This is a genomic window from Sphingobacterium sp. ML3W (assembly GCF_029542085.1).
GTDB lineage: Bacteria > Bacteroidota > Bacteroidia > Sphingobacteriales > Sphingobacteriaceae > Sphingobacterium.
The window spans coordinates 4,080,525-4,095,864 of the sequence record NZ_CP107036.1 but is presented as its reverse complement, the minus strand read 5'-3'; the positions used below and the strand labels follow the sequence as shown (position 1 = coordinate 4,095,864).

The window sequence follows — 15,340 nt, the reverse complement described above, 5'->3', positions numbered from 1 at the left end:
TTGTAGCTAGCATCGTTTCCGTTTATTTCAAAATTAAAATATCGTCTAAAGCCCTTTCAATCGTTGGAAATTGAAATGTAAAACCAAGTTCCGTTAATCTTTCTGGTATTACCCAACGACTTTTCAATAAAAGTTCAGTTTCCGTCCCGATCAACAAAGCACCTATTTCCAACAACCATTTCGGTGAGGGGAGACCAATTTTTCGATGCATGACGCTTCGAAAAGTCCCCATAAAGGTTTTATTCGTAATCGGATTGGGGGCAGCACAATTTATGATGCCATCTATTTCATGATGTTTTTGTATAAATAAGATAATCTGGAATAGATCTTCAATATGTATCCAGCTAAAATATTGATCACCGTTGCCTTGTATTCCACCTAAACCGAAGCGAACAAGATTTTTAAAAGGTTGTATAACACCACCATCAGCGCCTAGGACAATAGCCATCCGAAGAGCCACCTGTCTGGTATGGGGTAAGTGGAAATCGAAAAATGTCTTCTCCCATTTCTTTGCGACCTCGATGGAAAATCCCGTTCCGATCTCACCGCTACTTTCAGTCATTGGTCGATCCTCTGCATGACGGTAGATTGTTGCAGTGCTTGCATTTAACCAAAGAATAGGAGGATGGCTGCAATTTTCAATTGCCTTACCTAAAATACTTGTGGTCTCTGTTCTTGAAGAAAATATTTGTGCTTTGTTGCTGGCATTGTAGCGACAATTGACGGACTTGCCCGCGAGGTTGATCAACATTTCAGCATGTTCAAGTGCGGCTGAAATGCCATCCGTATCGGTCCAGGGTATATTTCCTTTCTGTCTGCCAACGAGGATCACCTGATATCCCATTCTTTGGAATCTTTTGGAAAGATATTGTCCGACAAAACCTGTTCCACCTGCAATAACTATTTTAGGCATGATAATACCATTTTTAGAGATCTGTTTTACTCGTTAATTGTTGCTGGCATATTTCTTCTTTGTTTTGCGATTCTTTTGCCCCGGAAGAATAGAAACATATTCAGAAAAAGCATGACACCTAAATAAATGCTGAATCCACCGATTTTATAACTGAGCCGCTCAATGAGTGCCTGTACACTCGGTTCATATAAGCTGATCTCGAGGATATACAAAGCAAATCCTAGGTTCATGAGGTAGAAACCAATCCGGAAAAGATTGTTTGTCGCATTGGCGACTTCCGGTCGCCCCGCAAAAATATCATTCATGTACACGATACTATTTTTGAAAAGCACATACGCAACATAATAGGTCAGTGCAATTGCAATGGGTAGATAAATAAAATACCCGATAACTGTTAGATTTCCCATGATATTATGATTTAATAGTGAATGAATTTGTCTTTTTAGCGAAGAAATAGATGCCAAGCATATTAAAGTAATGCATGCAGACAAGTACAAATAATAATGTTCCTGTTTTTAATGCAATACTGCTGATCAGATCCTCAAATGTTTGGATTTGTTTCCAGTAACTGAATTGAATGACAGCATAACCAATATTGAGCAAATAATATCCCATAAGCAATAGATTGTTTGTCGTGTCTGTTAGAGCAACGTTGTTCTTAAACAACGAAAGAATAAAAATCCGCCCATTTTTGTGAAACAAGCGACCTACCCAAAGGATAATGTAGCAGGTTAGCAAGCCATATATTGCGTAAGCAAGGATATTAAAGTTCATAAGATTACATCATTAGTTTGATCAATTTTAGTAACAGATCCCCGCCGCTGGTATTGAATAGTTTGTTTGCGATGGTTTCGAGTTGATCTGTTAATACCTGGATATCTTTTACCGTCTTATGAAACTCCTTGCCTTCTGGCGTTTTATCTTTCTCGGTATTTTTGCTGATTTCTCTGAGAATATCCATGACCGGATCAAGTTCTTTTTGCTTGCGCATAACAGCAATTTTCATCGCCCATTTTAATACGTCTTTCTCCGCAACGAAATATTCCTTTCGGTCTCCTGCAATATGTTTTTTGTAAACAATACCATAATCGACCAATTGACGGATACTCATGTTGGCATTACCTCTGGAGATAACCAGCTTCTCCATGATTTCGTCTGTAGACATGGGGTTGCTCGCAGAAAGGAGTAATGCATGTACCTGAGCAACGGATTTGTTGATCCCCCATTCGGAACCCAAGGCTCCCCAAGTATCTATAAATTGCTGTTTTGCTTCTTGTAATTCCATCTTCATTTTTATTTCTTACTCAAATTTATATATAGTTTTTGAATTTTCAAAAATTTCTGAAAATAAAATAAATTCAATAAACAAGTCACCATATCGTAATAAGGTTTTCCTTTTCTTGTGTCCTTTTTGATTTGTATTAACTTTGCTGGCATTATGGCAACAACTTTGTATAATCCATTCAAACAATTTCAGTTTGATCCAACTATTTGTTTTTTAACAGGCAATAAACTTCAGTCTGAGGAGGAGAGCATCCAGGTCTTTCCTATTTGGATGATGAAATCTTTTCAATTGGAAGATAAGCCTTTCAAAATGTTGGATGAGAATCTAGTGACTTATAAGTCACTCAAGCTTCCATGTTCGATTGATACAGCTGAAGCAATAGAACAAATGGAACGTGCCGTTGAGCAATCATTTGAGCAGGGCTACGAAGCGGTCAGCCAAGTAGATCCTTTGCTACTTTTTCAATGGATGACAAAAATCATCTATGGCGTTGTCTATAACGAAATTCTTGCTGGAATCCGTCAGCAGAAAGCTTCAGGTGAAGACATGAACTTTTCGCAGGCTTTGGCGCAACGTTTTACCAACTTGCACGCCATGTTGCAGTCGTTGGTCGTTCCGATGGAATTTGAAAATACTTTCCCATTTTCCCTTGTTGTAGTTCCAGTAGAAAATGCGCCTGATACTTTTATGTATCGTGATGAAATAAATACTCTTATTTTTTCTATTCGAATGAAAGATTTTGCGGTTATTGCTTGCCTTCAGGATAATGCAACAAACAATATCTATCATGAAGACATATTGAAGACGATTGCAGGGAAAAAGCTTCACCCCATACAGTTTGAAGAGTTGTGTGCGCGCTATTTCTACTCTGCTTATCTTTTTAACCGCCTGCCGGATTACACCTATTTAAATACACCTCAGAAAGTCTATGTTGAACCTATGCCGTTAGCGGATATGTCTATGAAACCTATATTTGATCATTGGCAGAATAAGACCTACGGTCAGGTACTGGAAAATTTCTGGAAACCCTGGGGTTTGACCTTGTTCGAAATTATTAAAAATCCAGAACAACCAATTAGCTTTTTGCTGGATGATCAAGGTGCTTTTATCACGGATGTTGATATGCCCCTAAATTGAATCTGAAGAAAGTAAAGTAATAAGTTGGTCCAAATACGCGTTAAAATGGTATGATTATGGATGGGATAGGCTATGTATTCACCAAAATTTAAAATTACTGTTTCGACAGTTCTGCTTTTTATCGTTTGTTTGACTTCACAGGCGCAGACTGCTGCTGTTCGTAATATTCCTGCAGATAGTCTAGTCCAAAATGTGGATGATTTTCCTTATTTTAAGGGTGGGATAAGGGCATGGTCAAGATTCTTGCAAAATAACCTCGATCTGACACGTACCGTGGGTGCTATGGATAGTGTCGCTTACGTAAAGTATGGCCCCAAACAAACAGCGATTCTTAATTTTATCGTTTGTGAAGATGGAGCTATTTGTAATATTGAAATTGAGAATCGGGAGAATGTAAGCCCTGAATTTGCAAAAGCCGTATTGGCGGCGATGCGGAAATCACCGCAGTGGATGCCAGCTTTAGTCAAGGGAAAGCCAGTCAAAACAAAATTTCGGCAGCCAGTAGTCGCTGTTCTTGAATAATTGAAATGCAAATGTAATTTAGAAAATTAACCATTTATTCACTTCATATGTCATTTTGGGATAAAGTCAAAAAAATCATGAGCGGGGGAGAGGACGAATCTTCCACTGAAAAGAAAGATGTTGAAATTACTGCCGGAGGTTCGACTATATATCGTTATGAAAGTCAGCCTGAGGAAAAAGATCCGAAAGATCTATTCCCTGAGGTACAATGTGTGTATCTTGAAGAGATAGAGGAGCATTTGACAAAATATATCGCTGAACCAGATCTGGTCTTTCACGAAATTATATCCGAATTGGTGCATATTGATGTACACTGGATAAAGCCTAGTGCGAACTATCCATACAATATCCTGGTAACTTCTGGTATGAGCGACCTTCCCATGAATGTTCCAGAGGAAATAGACGATAAGGAAGCCTATGAGCGTGCCGAGTTAATGGTTGTTCTTCCTGCTGATTGGAAAATAGGCGATGAAGAGTTTCAGGATGATAACAACTACTGGCCAGTTTACTTTTTGAAAAGGTTAGCGCGTTTTCCACATGAGTATAAAACATGGTTAGGCTATGGTCATACTATTCCTAATGGGATGGAGGCCGAAGAAATAGCAAATACCGGTTTTGGCTGTATGCTCCTATTGCCTCCGATGTTGAGCTTTGATGAGGAATTTTTAGAACTTAAAACAAAAGATGGCAATATCATTAATTTCTATGCAATGATTCCGGTTTATAAGGAAGAGATGGATTTCAAACTGGAAGAAGGAACAGATGCTCTATTGGATCTTTTTGATGAATATGGAATATCAGAACTTGTGGACATAGATCGTCCAAATGTTTGTAGAAAATAATGACCTTGGTCAATATTGTTCAATAAATGCAGTACTATTTGTGGATTAGTCACCGATAGTACTGCATTTTTTTATAGACTGTTTTCGATGATCATAATCGTTTTATCAATATCCTCCTTGTTGATATTAAGATGCGGTCTGAATCGTATACTTTTTTCACCACAGCCCAGCATGATCAATTTGTTGGCATAAGCCCTTTTGATAAATTCGTTACGGGAATCTGCGGAATCAAAATCCAGCGCTACAAATAACCCTTCACCCCTTAAATTGCTGAGTTGCGGCCTATCTTTCATAACTTTCTGTAGTTTACTCTTAAGATAAGTTCCTTTTTCAGCAGCATTCGCCAAGAGATTTTCCTGTTCGATCACTTCAAGAATTAGTTTAAAGCGGAGCATGTCTATAAAATCTCCCCCAAAGGTGGAGTTGATCCGGCTGGATTCTTTGAACACATGATGTTCCACTTGATCAAATTTTTCCTTGTTCGCTAATATCCCACAAACTTGAGCTTTCTTACCAAAAGCAAGTACATCCGGTATAATATCATAATGTTGATAAGCCCATATTTTTCCGGTAATACCCAGCCCTGTCTGTACTTCATCGAAAATCAGGAGAATTTCATTCTTGTCGCAGATCTGACGCAGGTGTTGGAAAAATTCTTTTCGAAAATGATTGTCTCCACCCTCGCCCTGTATTGGCTCAATGATAATGCAGGCAATATCGTTGGGATTGTCGTGGATGGCCTGATTGATTTCTGCGATTGCCCTCTCCTCTACGGTTATTGTTTGGCTGATATTTTCTGACGTTAGTGGATACGTTAATTTGGGATTTACAATACGAGGCCAATTGAACTTTGGAAAATACATGTACTTTCGGGGATCCTGCGTATTTGTTAAGGAGAGAGTATAGCCCGATCTACCATGAAAAGCCTGTTTAAAATGTATGACCTGACTCGCTTCTTTTTGTATGCCCTGAGCGAAATTAAGTCTAGTTTTCCAGTCAAAGGCTGCTTTCAATGCATTTTCCACGGCCAGTGCTCCACCGGAAATAAAAAATGCATAGGGGAGTTCTTTTGGTATTGCCACACGGTCGAAGGTATCCACAAAATCTGCGAATTCTTTGGGGTAGATGTCCGATATAGCAGGCTTGTTGACTGCCATCTTGCCCAGAAACTCACGATGCTTGACCAAATGGGGATGGTTATAGCCAACAGCCATAGAGGCAAACATGCTAAACATATCCAGGTATTCGTCCCCATTTTCATCGACAACATAAGAGCCGTGCGATTTTTCCATATCCATGACCAGTGGAAACCCGTCTGCCAATATATGTTTACTTAGTCTTTCATGTACGTTGCTCATAATTTCGAATCTGAATGGTTTATAAATCAAATTTTATACCTTGTGCCAATGGTAAGTCTGTTGTGTAATTAATGGTATTTGTCTGGCGACGCATATATGCTTTCCATGCATCCGAACCAGATTCTCTACCACCTCCGGTATCTTTTTCTCCGCCAAAGGCCCCACCGATTTCTGCACCTGAGGTACCGATATTGACGTTTGCTATGCCACAATCCGATCCGGCGGCGCTGAGAAATAGTTCGGCTTCTCTCAGATTGTTTGTCATCACAGCTGAGGACAGGCCTTGGCTGACACCATTTTGCAAGGCGATAGCATTGTCTATGTCGCTTTGATACTTTATTAAATATAGAATTGGAGCGAAAGTTTCGTGTTGCACGATCTCATAATGATTTTCGACTTCGGCGATAACGGGCTGTACATAGCAACCACTTTCGTAACCTTTGCCTTCTAGTACTTTTCCTTTAATAAGAAGTTTTCCCCCTTGTGTTTTAATTTTGTCTAGTGCGTTTAAGTATGATTTTACAGCGGCTTTATCAATCAATGGTCCTACATGATTTTTCGTGTCCAAAGGGTCGCCAATTTTTAATTGACCATAGGCTTTTGTCAGTTGCTTCTTGACTTTGTCGTAGATACTCTCATGGATAATCAGTCGTCGTGTACTGGTGCAGCGTTGTCCTGCTGTTCCCACGGCACCAAATACGGCGCCGATGATTGTCATGTTGAGGTCCGCATCTGGGGTAACAATAATCGCATTGTTGCCGCCAAGTTCCAAGAGCGTTTTGCCCAGGCGTTGTGCGACAGTAACAGCAACTTCTTTTCCCATCCGTGTTGATCCTGTTGCCGACACCAAGGAGATGCGGTTGTCAGCAGCAAGCCATTCACCGACTTCTTTGTCGCCCATGACCAGGTTGGAGATACCTTCAGGTAATCCATTGTTATGGAGGATTTCTGCTAATAGTTTTTGGCAGGCAATGGCACATAGTGGCGTTTTCTCACTGGGTTTCCATACGACTGTGTTTCCGCAAACCAAAGCGATGGCTGTATTCCATGCCCAAACGGCTACAGGGAAATTAAAGGCGGTAATAATACCGACTACACCTAAAGGATGGTATTGGTCATACATGCGATGGCCGGGACGTTCGGAATGAATGGTATTGCCATAGAGTTGTCGGGATAGCCCCAGCGCGAAGTCACAGATGTCAATCATTTCTTGTACTTCCCCCATGCCTTCTTGATAGGATTTTCCCATCTCATAGGAGACTAATTTTCCGAGTGTCGGTTTCAATTCTCGTAATTTATCGCCTAGTTGACGGATAATGTCTCCTCTCTTGGGAGCGGGGATAAGTCGCCATGCTTTGAATGCGTTTTGAGCATCACCGATGACTGTCTCATAATCCTTCTGGCTGCTACCAGACACTTTTGCAATGAGTTTTCCATCTACAGGAGATAGGGATACGAATACCTCACCACCAGAAAACCACTTTTGCCCTGTTGACGAGCCTAAATTCTGGGATGTTATGCCGAGTATTTTAAGTTCTTTTTTTATCATAATGGTTTATTTTATTCGTGGAATATATTAAATATAGGGAATAAAATTCTGTTAAACAAGTTATGTGTGAATATTGTTCATTTTGAAAATATTTTATTATCTTAGATAAGCTAATGTAGACTATACGATTATGAAACAAATAAATGTTGATTATTTTCAAGTGGATGACCTTTTATCGGAGGAGCACAAGCTTGTCCGTCGTGCTGTTCGGGATTTTGTTCGGTCAGAGATAAAACCAGTTATAGAAGATGCAGCACAGGCACATCAGGCCATAGCAGGGTTGATGCCCAAACTTGGTGCAATAGGTGCTTTAGGTCCTTATATTCCAGTAGAATATGGTGGTGCGGGATTAGATCAGATTTCTTATGGTTTGATTATGCAGGAATTGGAGGCCGGTGATTCTGCGGTTCGTTCGGCTGCTTCGGTGCAATCTTCTTTGGTGATGTATCCGATATATACCTATGGCAGCGAGGAGCAACGCCGTAAATATTTGCCGGGACTTGCTTCCGGGGACCTTGTGGGCTCTTTTGGTTTAACCGAACCGAACCACGGTTCTGACCCCGGAGGGATGGAAACGCGATTGACAGCGAGTAATGGTGGTTTTTTATTGAACGGTGCTAAGATGTGGATTACAAACTCACCAGTATGTGATCTTGCTGTAGTTTGGGCACGTGATGAGGCGGGAAAAGTGCGAGGGGTAATTGTTGAACGTGGAATGGATGGTTTTGAAACACCGGAAACATTACATAAGTGGTCTTTACGAGCTTCTAAAACTGGCGAGCTGGTTTTTCATGATGTCTTTATTCCCGCTGAAAATGTATTGCCTGAGGTAAACTCGATGCGTGGGCCGCTTTCTTGTTTGAATTCTGCACGGTATGGAATATCTTGGGGTGTGATAGGAGCGGCGATCGACTGTTATGAAACGGCTGTTCAATATGCTCTGGAACGTCAACAATTTGACCGACCGATTGGCGGGTTTCAGTTGCAACAGAAAAAATTGGCTGAATTTCTGACAGAAATTACGAAAGCTCAGTTGTTGTCCTGGCGTTTGGGGCTTTTAAAGAATGAAGGGAAAGCAACCCCACAGCAAATTTCGATGGCCAAACGGAATAATGTGAATATGGCTTTACAGATTGCGCGTGAATCCCGGCAGATTTTGGGAGGAATGGGCATTGTTGGGGATTTTCCAATTATGCGACATATGATGAATCTTGAGTCGGTTATTACTTATGAAGGTACACATGATATTCATTTATTGATCACTGGGCAGGATATTACTGGGCTCAATGCGTTTTCCTAAACCTGAGTGCAAACCAAATATGGGACATCATCTTATTCAAAATTGTTAATAACAATACGATGTTTTGTTCATGATTTCGTGTTCTTGTCTCTGATATCTTATTTAATTCACGTGGCGCAGCTATCGTTTTTGAGAAAAAGACGATAGCTGCGCCACGTTTATCCTACTCCATATGTTTCGTGTTTTCCGTTGATTGAATCTTATTTATCTCCGAGACGGTGAGACTATTTGTGTCCTTAAAAGAATTTTCGTTCGGATGTCCTAACGTTATAGATAGGCATAACAAGGATTGGTCGCTGTTATATCCCTTTTAGTTCTTAGATTCTGTTGGTGCAGCTGCTGATCGTACTGTATCTATATTGCTTCTCCCAAAGGAGGACCGAATCATCGGACACTGTCCATGGCTCCTCATTGCTGCTCGTTATTATGAACAAGTCCATCATTAACTTAGCAATACAGTAGAAATAAGCTAGCTATTAGCTAGGTATAATTTAGCTTATACCTCAACAAAACCTAAACTATACCTAAACAAAACCTAACTAAAACCTAGGTAAAAGCATAACTTGTCCATGAGTTATAAACCTGTTGTCCATAGGCGATCTGACTAAAAACCCCGGCCATCTTTCCGTCCATGAGCGTTCCTGCAGTCTGCCGGTTCCCATTCCAGTGCTGAAGTACGGATTAATGTGTCCCTTTCCGGCAGTCTCCATATTATCGTGTTATTCTGTCCTTTGTGCCCCGGTTTCCACCTCACGGCCCTATTCTTACCCTGACAGCACCCTGAACGGCCTGCTCCGGAAAAACAATCCGCCAAGTTCCCAGCGAGTTACAGACATATTGAAATAAATAAGAACAAAAGGCTTGGAAGTGATTATAAAAAGATCCTATCTTTGCACCACTCCGCAAGGGAGGGACGGTTACTTCGAAAGAAGGGATCATGAAAAAAAGAAGGGTCTGACGGGAGTTAGGCGCGGAAATCGAAAAAAAGGAAAAGAAAAAAAACTTCAAAAGTTTTTTGGTATTTCAAAAAAGATTTCTACCTTTGCAGTCCCAACGGAAACGGAGGGAGACAGAAAAAAGATAAAGAGGGCGCAATGCCATCGGAATATAGCGGATACGGAAGTTGAAGCGAGAGAAGTTCTTTAAGAAAACACAATCATGTAAGCGTGACGAGTAGGCAAAACGAAAGTCATGAACAAATTCAAGAATTAGTTCAATTCGATCCAAGATCAGAGATATAAAAAAAGAATTCTGATTATGTAAATAGTTGGAATCAAAAACTTCATTTTACAATGGAGAGTTTGATCCTGGCTCAGGATGAACGCTAGCGGCAGGCCTAATACATGCAAGTCGGACGGGATCCGGTGGTAGCTTGCTATCATTGGTGAGAGTGGCGCACGGGTGCGTAACGCGTGAGCAACCTACCTCTATCAGGGGGATAGCCTCTCGAAAGAGAGATTAAGACCGCATAATATAATTTTCCGGCATCGGGAGATTATTAAATATTTATAGGATAGAGATGGGCTCGCGTGACATTAGCTAGTTGGTAGGGTAACGGCCTACCAAGGCGACGATGTCTAGGGGCTCTGAGAGGAGAATCCCCCACACTGGTACTGAGACACGGACCAGACTCCTACGGGAGGCAGCAGTAAGGAATATTGGTCAATGGGCGGAAGCCTGAACCAGCCATGCCGCGTGCAGGATGACTGCCCTATGGGTTGTAAACTGCTTTTGTCCAGGAATAAACCTCTTTACGTGTAGAGAGCTGAATGTACTGGAAGAATAAGGATCGGCTAACTCCGTGCCAGCAGCCGCGGTAATACGGAGGATCCGAGCGTTATCCGGATTTATTGGGTTTAAAGGGTGCGTAGGCGGCCTATTAAGTCAGGGGTGAAATACGGTGGCTCAACCATCGCAGTGCCTTTGATACTGATGGGCTTGAATCCATTTGAAGTGGGCGGAATAAGACAAGTAGCGGTGAAATGCATAGATATGTCTTAGAACTCCGATTGCGAAGGCAGCTCACTAAGCTGGTATTGACGCTGATGCACGAAAGCGTGGGGATCGAACAGGATTAGATACCCTGGTAGTCCACGCCCTAAACGATGATAACTCGATGTTGGCGATAGACAGCCAGCGTCTTAGCGAAAGCGTTAAGTTATCCACCTGGGGAGTACGCCCGCAAGGGTGAAACTCAAAGGAATTGACGGGGGCCCGCACAAGCGGAGGAGCATGTGGTTTAATTCGATGATACGCGAGGAACCTTACCCGGGCTTGAAAGTTAGTGAAGAGATCAGAGACGGTCTCGTCCTTCGGGACACGAAACTAGGTGCTGCATGGCTGTCGTCAGCTCGTGCCGTGAGGTGTTGGGTTAAGTCCCGCAACGAGCGCAACCCCTATGTTTAGTTGCCAGCATGTAATGGTGGGGACTCTAAACAGACTGCCTGTGCAAACAGCGAGGAAGGTGGGGACGACGTCAAGTCATCATGGCCCTTACGTCCGGGGCTACACACGTGCTACAATGGATGGTACAGCGGGCAGCTACATAGCAATATGATGCTAATCTCTAAAAGCCATTCACAGTTCGGATTGGGGTCTGCAACTCGACCCCATGAAGTTGGATTCGCTAGTAATCGCGTATCAGCAATGACGCGGTGAATACGTTCCCGGGCCTTGTACACACCGCCCGTCAAGCCATGAAAGTTGGGGGTACCTAAAGCATGTGACCGCAAGGAGCGTGTTAGGGTAAAACCGATAATTGGGGCTAAGTCGTAACAAGGTAGCCGTACCGGAAGGTGCGGCTGGAATACCTCCTTTCTAGAGTATCGCGGATCGGTACTCGTCACGTTACATATGATTGCAAAAGAAGAAAAAACATCAGAAGAAAGTGCCCGCCCCTAATGGAGCGGTCCCTGAGAGAAGAGATGAACAGAATAGCTAGTCCCGTAGCTCAGTTGGTTAGAGCACTACACTGATAATGTAGGGGTCAGCAGTTCAAATCTGCTCGGGACTACCAGGTAGTAATGAGTATTTAGTATCTAGTATTTAGACAAATGGATGGCGACATACAGGGATCTAAGGACTAATGTCTAACATCTCAGGTCTAACAAAAAGGGGAATTAGCTCAGCTGGCTAGAGCACCTGCCTTGCACGCAGGGGGTCAACGGTTCGAATCCGTTATTCTCCACGTCTCCGGGGATATGCATCACAGATACATATCATATAAACCGGAAAAAGAGTTCTTTGACATATTGAAAGAGAAAAAAAATTACAAGAGAAGACAACAGTATAGAGACAATGCTGGTATGTGTTTGATGTAGGGAGGAGACCCTCGGTCGAAGGCCGAACGAATCTTTACGTAGCATACGGGTATATATATCACAAGCAGCCGCATAGTAGCAAAAGGCTATGCCGGTGAAGAAAGTAAATAAGGGCACACGGGGGATGCCTAGGCTCTCAGAGGCGAAGAAGGACGTGATAAGCTGCGATAAGCTTTGGGGATTGGCAAATGCGACTTGATCCAGAGATTTCCGAATGGGGCAACCTGACTATTTGAAGAATAGTCGTATGATACGCGAACGCGCTGAACTGAAACATCTAAGTAGGCGTAGGAGAAGAAAATAACAATGATTTCCCAAGTAGTGGCGAGCGAACGGGAAAGAGCCCAAACCGATTATGTTACGGCATAGTCGGGGTTGTAGGACCACGATATTGTACAATGCTATGAACTGGAAGCAGGTGGGAAACTGCGCGATAAGGGTGAGAGCCCCGTACAGGTAAAGAATATTGGCATAGTGGTATCCTGAGTACCGCGGGACCGGAGAAATCCTGTGGGAATCCACCAGCACCATCTGGTAAGGCTAAATACTCCTGAGAGACCGATAGTGAACCAGTACCGTGAGGGAAAGGTGAAAAGAACCCCGAACAGGGGAGTGAAAAGAACCTGAAACCGTGTGCTTACAAGCGGTTGGAGCAGACAAGTTCTGTGACAGCGTGCCTTTTGCATAATGAGCCTACGAGTTACTCTTGTCTGGCAAGGTTAAGTCCTTCAGGGACGCAGCCGAAGCGAAAGCGAGTCTTAATAGGGCGCATAGTCAGATGAGGTAGACGCGAAACCTTGTGATCTACCCTTGGGCAGGTTGAAGTTGCAGTAACATGTAATGGAGGACCGAACCGATAAACGTTGAAAAGTTTCCGGATGACCTGAGGGTAGGGGTGAAAGGCCAATCAAACTGGGAAATAGCTCGTACTCCCCGAAATGTTTTTAGGAACAGCGTCGGCATCGAGTTTAATAGAGGTAGAGCTACCGATTGGGTGCGGGGGAGTCAAATCCTACCAAATCCAGACGAACTCCGAATGCTATTAAATATGGCCGGCAGTGAGGCTTTGGGTGCTAAGGTCCAAGGCCGAGAGGGAAAGAACCCAGACCATCAGCTAAGGTCCCCAAATTCGTTCTAAGTTGAACTAACGAGGTCCGGTTGCCCAGACAGCTAGGATGTTGGCTTGGAAGCAGCCATTCATTTAAAGAGTGCGTAACAGCTCACTAGTCGAGCGGCCGGGCGTGGATAATAAACGGGCATCAAGAACGGTACCGAAGCTATGGATTTGCATTGAAAGATATGCATCTGGTAGGGGAGCATTCCATATGGGGCGAAGATATCTGGTAATGGGTGTTGGACCGTATGGAAAAGCAAATGTAGGCATAAGTAACGATAAGGCGGGTGGGAAACCCGCCCACCGAAAGACCAAGGTTTCCTGATCAACGTTAATCGGATCAGGGTCAGTCGGGACCTAAGGCGCACCCGAAGGGGGCAAGCCGATGGACAACTGGTTAATATTCCAGTACTCTTCATAACTGCGATGTGGTGACGGAGTAGTGACACTGCCGCGAACTGACGGAATAGTTCGTTGAAAGGCGTAGGTATAGGGACGGTAGGCAAATCCGCCGACCCTGCTGAACCCCAATAGTACAGCAAAGCTCCGGTGGCGCTGATAGAGCAGGTAAACAGACTTCCAAGAAAACCCGCTAAGCTTCAGGTTATGAAGACCCGTACCGCAAACCGACACAGGTGGTCGAGGAGAGAATCCTAAGGTGCTCGAGTGAGTCATGGCTAAGGAACTCGGCAAAATGGCCCTGTAACTTCGGGAGAAGGGGCGCTGTCTCGTAAGAGCAGCCGCAGTGAAAAGGCCCAGGCGACTGTTTAACAAAAACATATGGCTTTGCAAAATCGCAAGATGAGGTATAAGGCCTGACACCTGCCCGGTGCTGGAAGGTTAAGAGGGGATGTCATCGTAAGAGAAGCATTGAATCGAAGCCCCAGTAAACGGCGGCCGTAACTATAACGGTCCTAAGGTAGCGAAATTCCTTGTCGGGTAAGTTCCGACCTGCACGAATGGTGTAACGATCTGGGCGCTGTCTCAGCCATGAGCTCGGTGAAATTGTGGTATCGGTGAAGACGCCGATTACCCGCAACGGGACGGAAAGACCCCATGCACCTTCACTATAGCTTAACATTGAGATTGGGTACAGGATGTGTAGGATAGGCGGGAGATGTTGAAGCGGCTTCGCCAGGAGTCGTGGAATCAACCTTGAAATACCGCCCTTTCTGTATTCGGTTTCTAACTCCTTTATGAGGAGGACATTGTTTGGTGGGTAGTTTGACTGGGGTGGTCGCCTCCAAAAAGGTAACGGAGGCTTTCAAAGGTAAGCTCAGTACGCTTGGTAACCGTACGTGGAGTGCAATGGCATAAGCTTGCTTGACTGTGAGACCAACAAGTCGAACAGGGTCGAAAGACGGACATAGTGATCCGGTGGTTCTGTATGGAAGGGCCATCGCTCAAAGGATAAAAGGTACGCTGGGGATAACAGGCTGATCTCCCCCAAGAGCTCATATCGACGGGGAGGTTTGGCACCTCGATGTCGGCTCGTCACATCCTGGGGCTGGAGAAGGTCCCAAGGGTTGGGCTGTTCGCCCATTAAAGTGGCACGCGAGCTGGGTTCAGAACGTCGCGAGACAGTTCGGTCCCTATCTGTTGTGGGCGTTGGAAGTTTGAGTGGATCTGACCTTAGTACGAGAGGACCGGGTTGGACAGACCTCTGGTGAACCTGTTATGCCGCCAGGTGTACGGCAGGGTAGCTACGTCTGGAATAGATAAGCGCTGAAAGCATCTAAGTGCGAAACTAGCCACGAGATGAGACTTCCTTATAGGGTCGTAGGAGATGACTACGTTGATAGGCCATAGGTGTAAAGGTTGAGAGACCAAAGCCAAGTGGTACTAATAGCCCGAAGCTTTCTCAAGCAGACAGACACTGTTGTCTTCCTCTTTAATTTTTGAATTAATCTTTCAATATATATGTCATTATGGTTTAAGCTATAAGATGGGTATAAACTTTCACAGGAAAGTCTACATACTGCTATCTAAAACTTGATACT

At 43.6% G+C, this 15,340-nt stretch carries 11 protein-coding genes, 2 tRNA genes and 2 rRNA genes; 9 read left to right on the top strand and 6 right to left on the bottom strand.

Annotation, left to right across the window (positions count from 1 at the left end; translation table 11 throughout):
* Nucleotides 1-22 precede the first annotated feature (22 nt).
* From OGI71_RS17305 to OGI71_RS17290, 4 genes are read right to left on the bottom strand one after another with little or no spacing between them, the layout of a single operon-like run.
* A complete protein-coding gene (locus tag OGI71_RS17305; protein WP_282250532.1) occupies nt 23-913 on the bottom strand; it encodes a TIGR01777 family oxidoreductase in 891 nt (296 codons plus the stop codon).
* 26 nt (nt 914-939) lie between these two features.
* Nucleotides 940-1,320, bottom strand: a complete 381-nt coding sequence (locus OGI71_RS17300; protein ID WP_282250531.1) for a hypothetical protein — start codon at nt 1,318-1,320, stop codon at nt 940-942.
* A 4-nt stretch (nt 1,321-1,324) separates the two neighbouring features.
* Complete coding sequence (locus tag OGI71_RS17295; protein ID WP_257094470.1) at nt 1,325-1,687, bottom strand: hypothetical protein; 363 nt, start codon at nt 1,685-1,687, stop codon at nt 1,325-1,327.
* Between the two features lie 4 nt (nt 1,688-1,691).
* Nucleotides 1,692-2,198, bottom strand: coding sequence for a helix-turn-helix domain-containing protein (locus OGI71_RS17290; RefSeq protein ID WP_120261913.1), 507 nt, complete (start codon nt 2,196-2,198; stop codon nt 1,692-1,694).
* Between the two features lie 153 nt (nt 2,199-2,351).
* On the opposite strand from OGI71_RS17290, the gene OGI71_RS17285 reads away from it, so the two are divergent.
* The 3 genes from OGI71_RS17285 (at nt 2,352) to OGI71_RS17275 (ending at nt 4,699) form a co-directional block, all read left to right on the top strand.
* Complete coding sequence (locus OGI71_RS17285) at nt 2,352-3,335, top strand: hypothetical protein (protein WP_282250525.1); 984 nt, start codon at nt 2,352-2,354, stop codon at nt 3,333-3,335.
* 72 nt (nt 3,336-3,407) lie between these two features.
* Nucleotides 3,408-3,857 (top strand): energy transducer TonB, encoded by a 450-nt coding sequence (locus tag OGI71_RS17280; protein WP_282250523.1) that lies wholly within the window; start codon nt 3,408-3,410, stop codon nt 3,855-3,857.
* 47 nt (nt 3,858-3,904) lie between these two features.
* Entirely contained in the window at nt 3,905-4,699 is a 795-nt protein-coding gene (locus OGI71_RS17275; RefSeq protein ID WP_282250522.1) for a suppressor of fused domain protein, read from the top strand.
* Nucleotides 4,700-4,770: 71 nt separating this feature from the next.
* Here OGI71_RS17275 and lat read toward each other — a convergent pair whose 3' ends face one another.
* Both lat and OGI71_RS17265 read right to left on the bottom strand, forming a co-directional pair.
* Complete coding sequence (lat, locus tag OGI71_RS17270) at nt 4,771-6,057, bottom strand: L-lysine 6-transaminase (protein ID WP_282250521.1); 1,287 nt, start codon at nt 6,055-6,057, stop codon at nt 4,771-4,773.
* Nucleotides 6,058-6,076: 19 nt separating this feature from the next.
* Nucleotides 6,077-7,606 (bottom strand): aldehyde dehydrogenase family protein, encoded by a 1,530-nt coding sequence (locus OGI71_RS17265; protein WP_282250520.1) that lies wholly within the window; start codon nt 7,604-7,606, stop codon nt 6,077-6,079.
* Nucleotides 7,607-7,736: 130 nt separating this feature from the next.
* On the opposite strand from OGI71_RS17265, the gene OGI71_RS17260 reads away from it, so the two are divergent.
* From OGI71_RS17260 to OGI71_RS17235, 6 genes are all read left to right on the top strand, one after another.
* Nucleotides 7,737-8,906, top strand: coding sequence for an acyl-CoA dehydrogenase family protein (locus OGI71_RS17260; RefSeq protein WP_282250518.1), 1,170 nt, complete (start codon nt 7,737-7,739; stop codon nt 8,904-8,906).
* 861 nt (nt 8,907-9,767) lie between these two features.
* Nucleotides 9,768-10,052: a hypothetical protein gene (locus tag OGI71_RS17255; protein ID WP_282250517.1), complete on the top strand. Its 285-nt coding sequence runs from the start codon at nt 9,768-9,770 to the stop codon at nt 10,050-10,052.
* Between the two features lie 143 nt (nt 10,053-10,195).
* A 16S ribosomal RNA gene (locus OGI71_RS17250) occupies nt 10,196-11,723 on the top strand.
* 122 nt (nt 11,724-11,845) lie between these two features.
* Nucleotides 11,846-11,922, top strand: a tRNA-Ile gene (locus OGI71_RS17245).
* A 97-nt stretch (nt 11,923-12,019) separates the two neighbouring features.
* A tRNA-Ala gene (locus OGI71_RS17240) sits at nt 12,020-12,093 on the top strand.
* A gap of 230 nt (nt 12,094-12,323) precedes the next feature.
* Nucleotides 12,324-15,205: ribosomal RNA gene (locus tag OGI71_RS17235) — 23S ribosomal RNA — on the top strand.
* Together the 16S and 23S rRNA genes with 2 tRNA genes alongside form the textbook arrangement of a ribosomal RNA operon.
* The last annotated feature ends 135 nt before the right edge of the window (nt 15,206-15,340 follow it).

Bases quoted from the DNA above. Each gene is read 5' to 3' on its own strand.
- OGI71_RS17305 (WP_282250532.1), bottom strand. From the start codon at position 913: ATGCCTAAAATAGTTATTGCAGGTGGAACAGGTTTTGTCGGACAATAT.
- OGI71_RS17300 (WP_282250531.1), bottom strand. From the start codon at position 1,320: ATGGGAAATCTAACAGTTATCGGGTATTTTATTTATCTACCCATTGCA.
- OGI71_RS17295 (WP_257094470.1), bottom strand. From the start codon at position 1,687: ATGAACTTTAATATCCTTGCTTACGCAATATATGGCTTGCTAACCTGC.
- OGI71_RS17290 (WP_120261913.1), bottom strand. From the start codon at position 2,198: ATGGAATTACAAGAAGCAAAACAGCAATTTATAGATACTTGGGGAGCC.
- OGI71_RS17285 (WP_282250525.1), top strand. From the start codon at position 2,352: ATGGCAACAACTTTGTATAATCCATTCAAACAATTTCAGTTTGATCCA.
- OGI71_RS17280 (WP_282250523.1), top strand. From the start codon at position 3,408: ATGTATTCACCAAAATTTAAAATTACTGTTTCGACAGTTCTGCTTTTT.
- OGI71_RS17275 (WP_282250522.1), top strand. From the start codon at position 3,905: ATGTCATTTTGGGATAAAGTCAAAAAAATCATGAGCGGGGGAGAGGAC.
- lat (WP_282250521.1), bottom strand. From the start codon at position 6,057: ATGAGCAACGTACATGAAAGACTAAGTAAACATATATTGGCAGACGGG.
- OGI71_RS17265 (WP_282250520.1), bottom strand. From the start codon at position 7,606: ATGATAAAAAAAGAACTTAAAATACTCGGCATAACATCCCAGAATTTA.
- OGI71_RS17260 (WP_282250518.1), top strand. From the start codon at position 7,737: ATGAAACAAATAAATGTTGATTATTTTCAAGTGGATGACCTTTTATCG.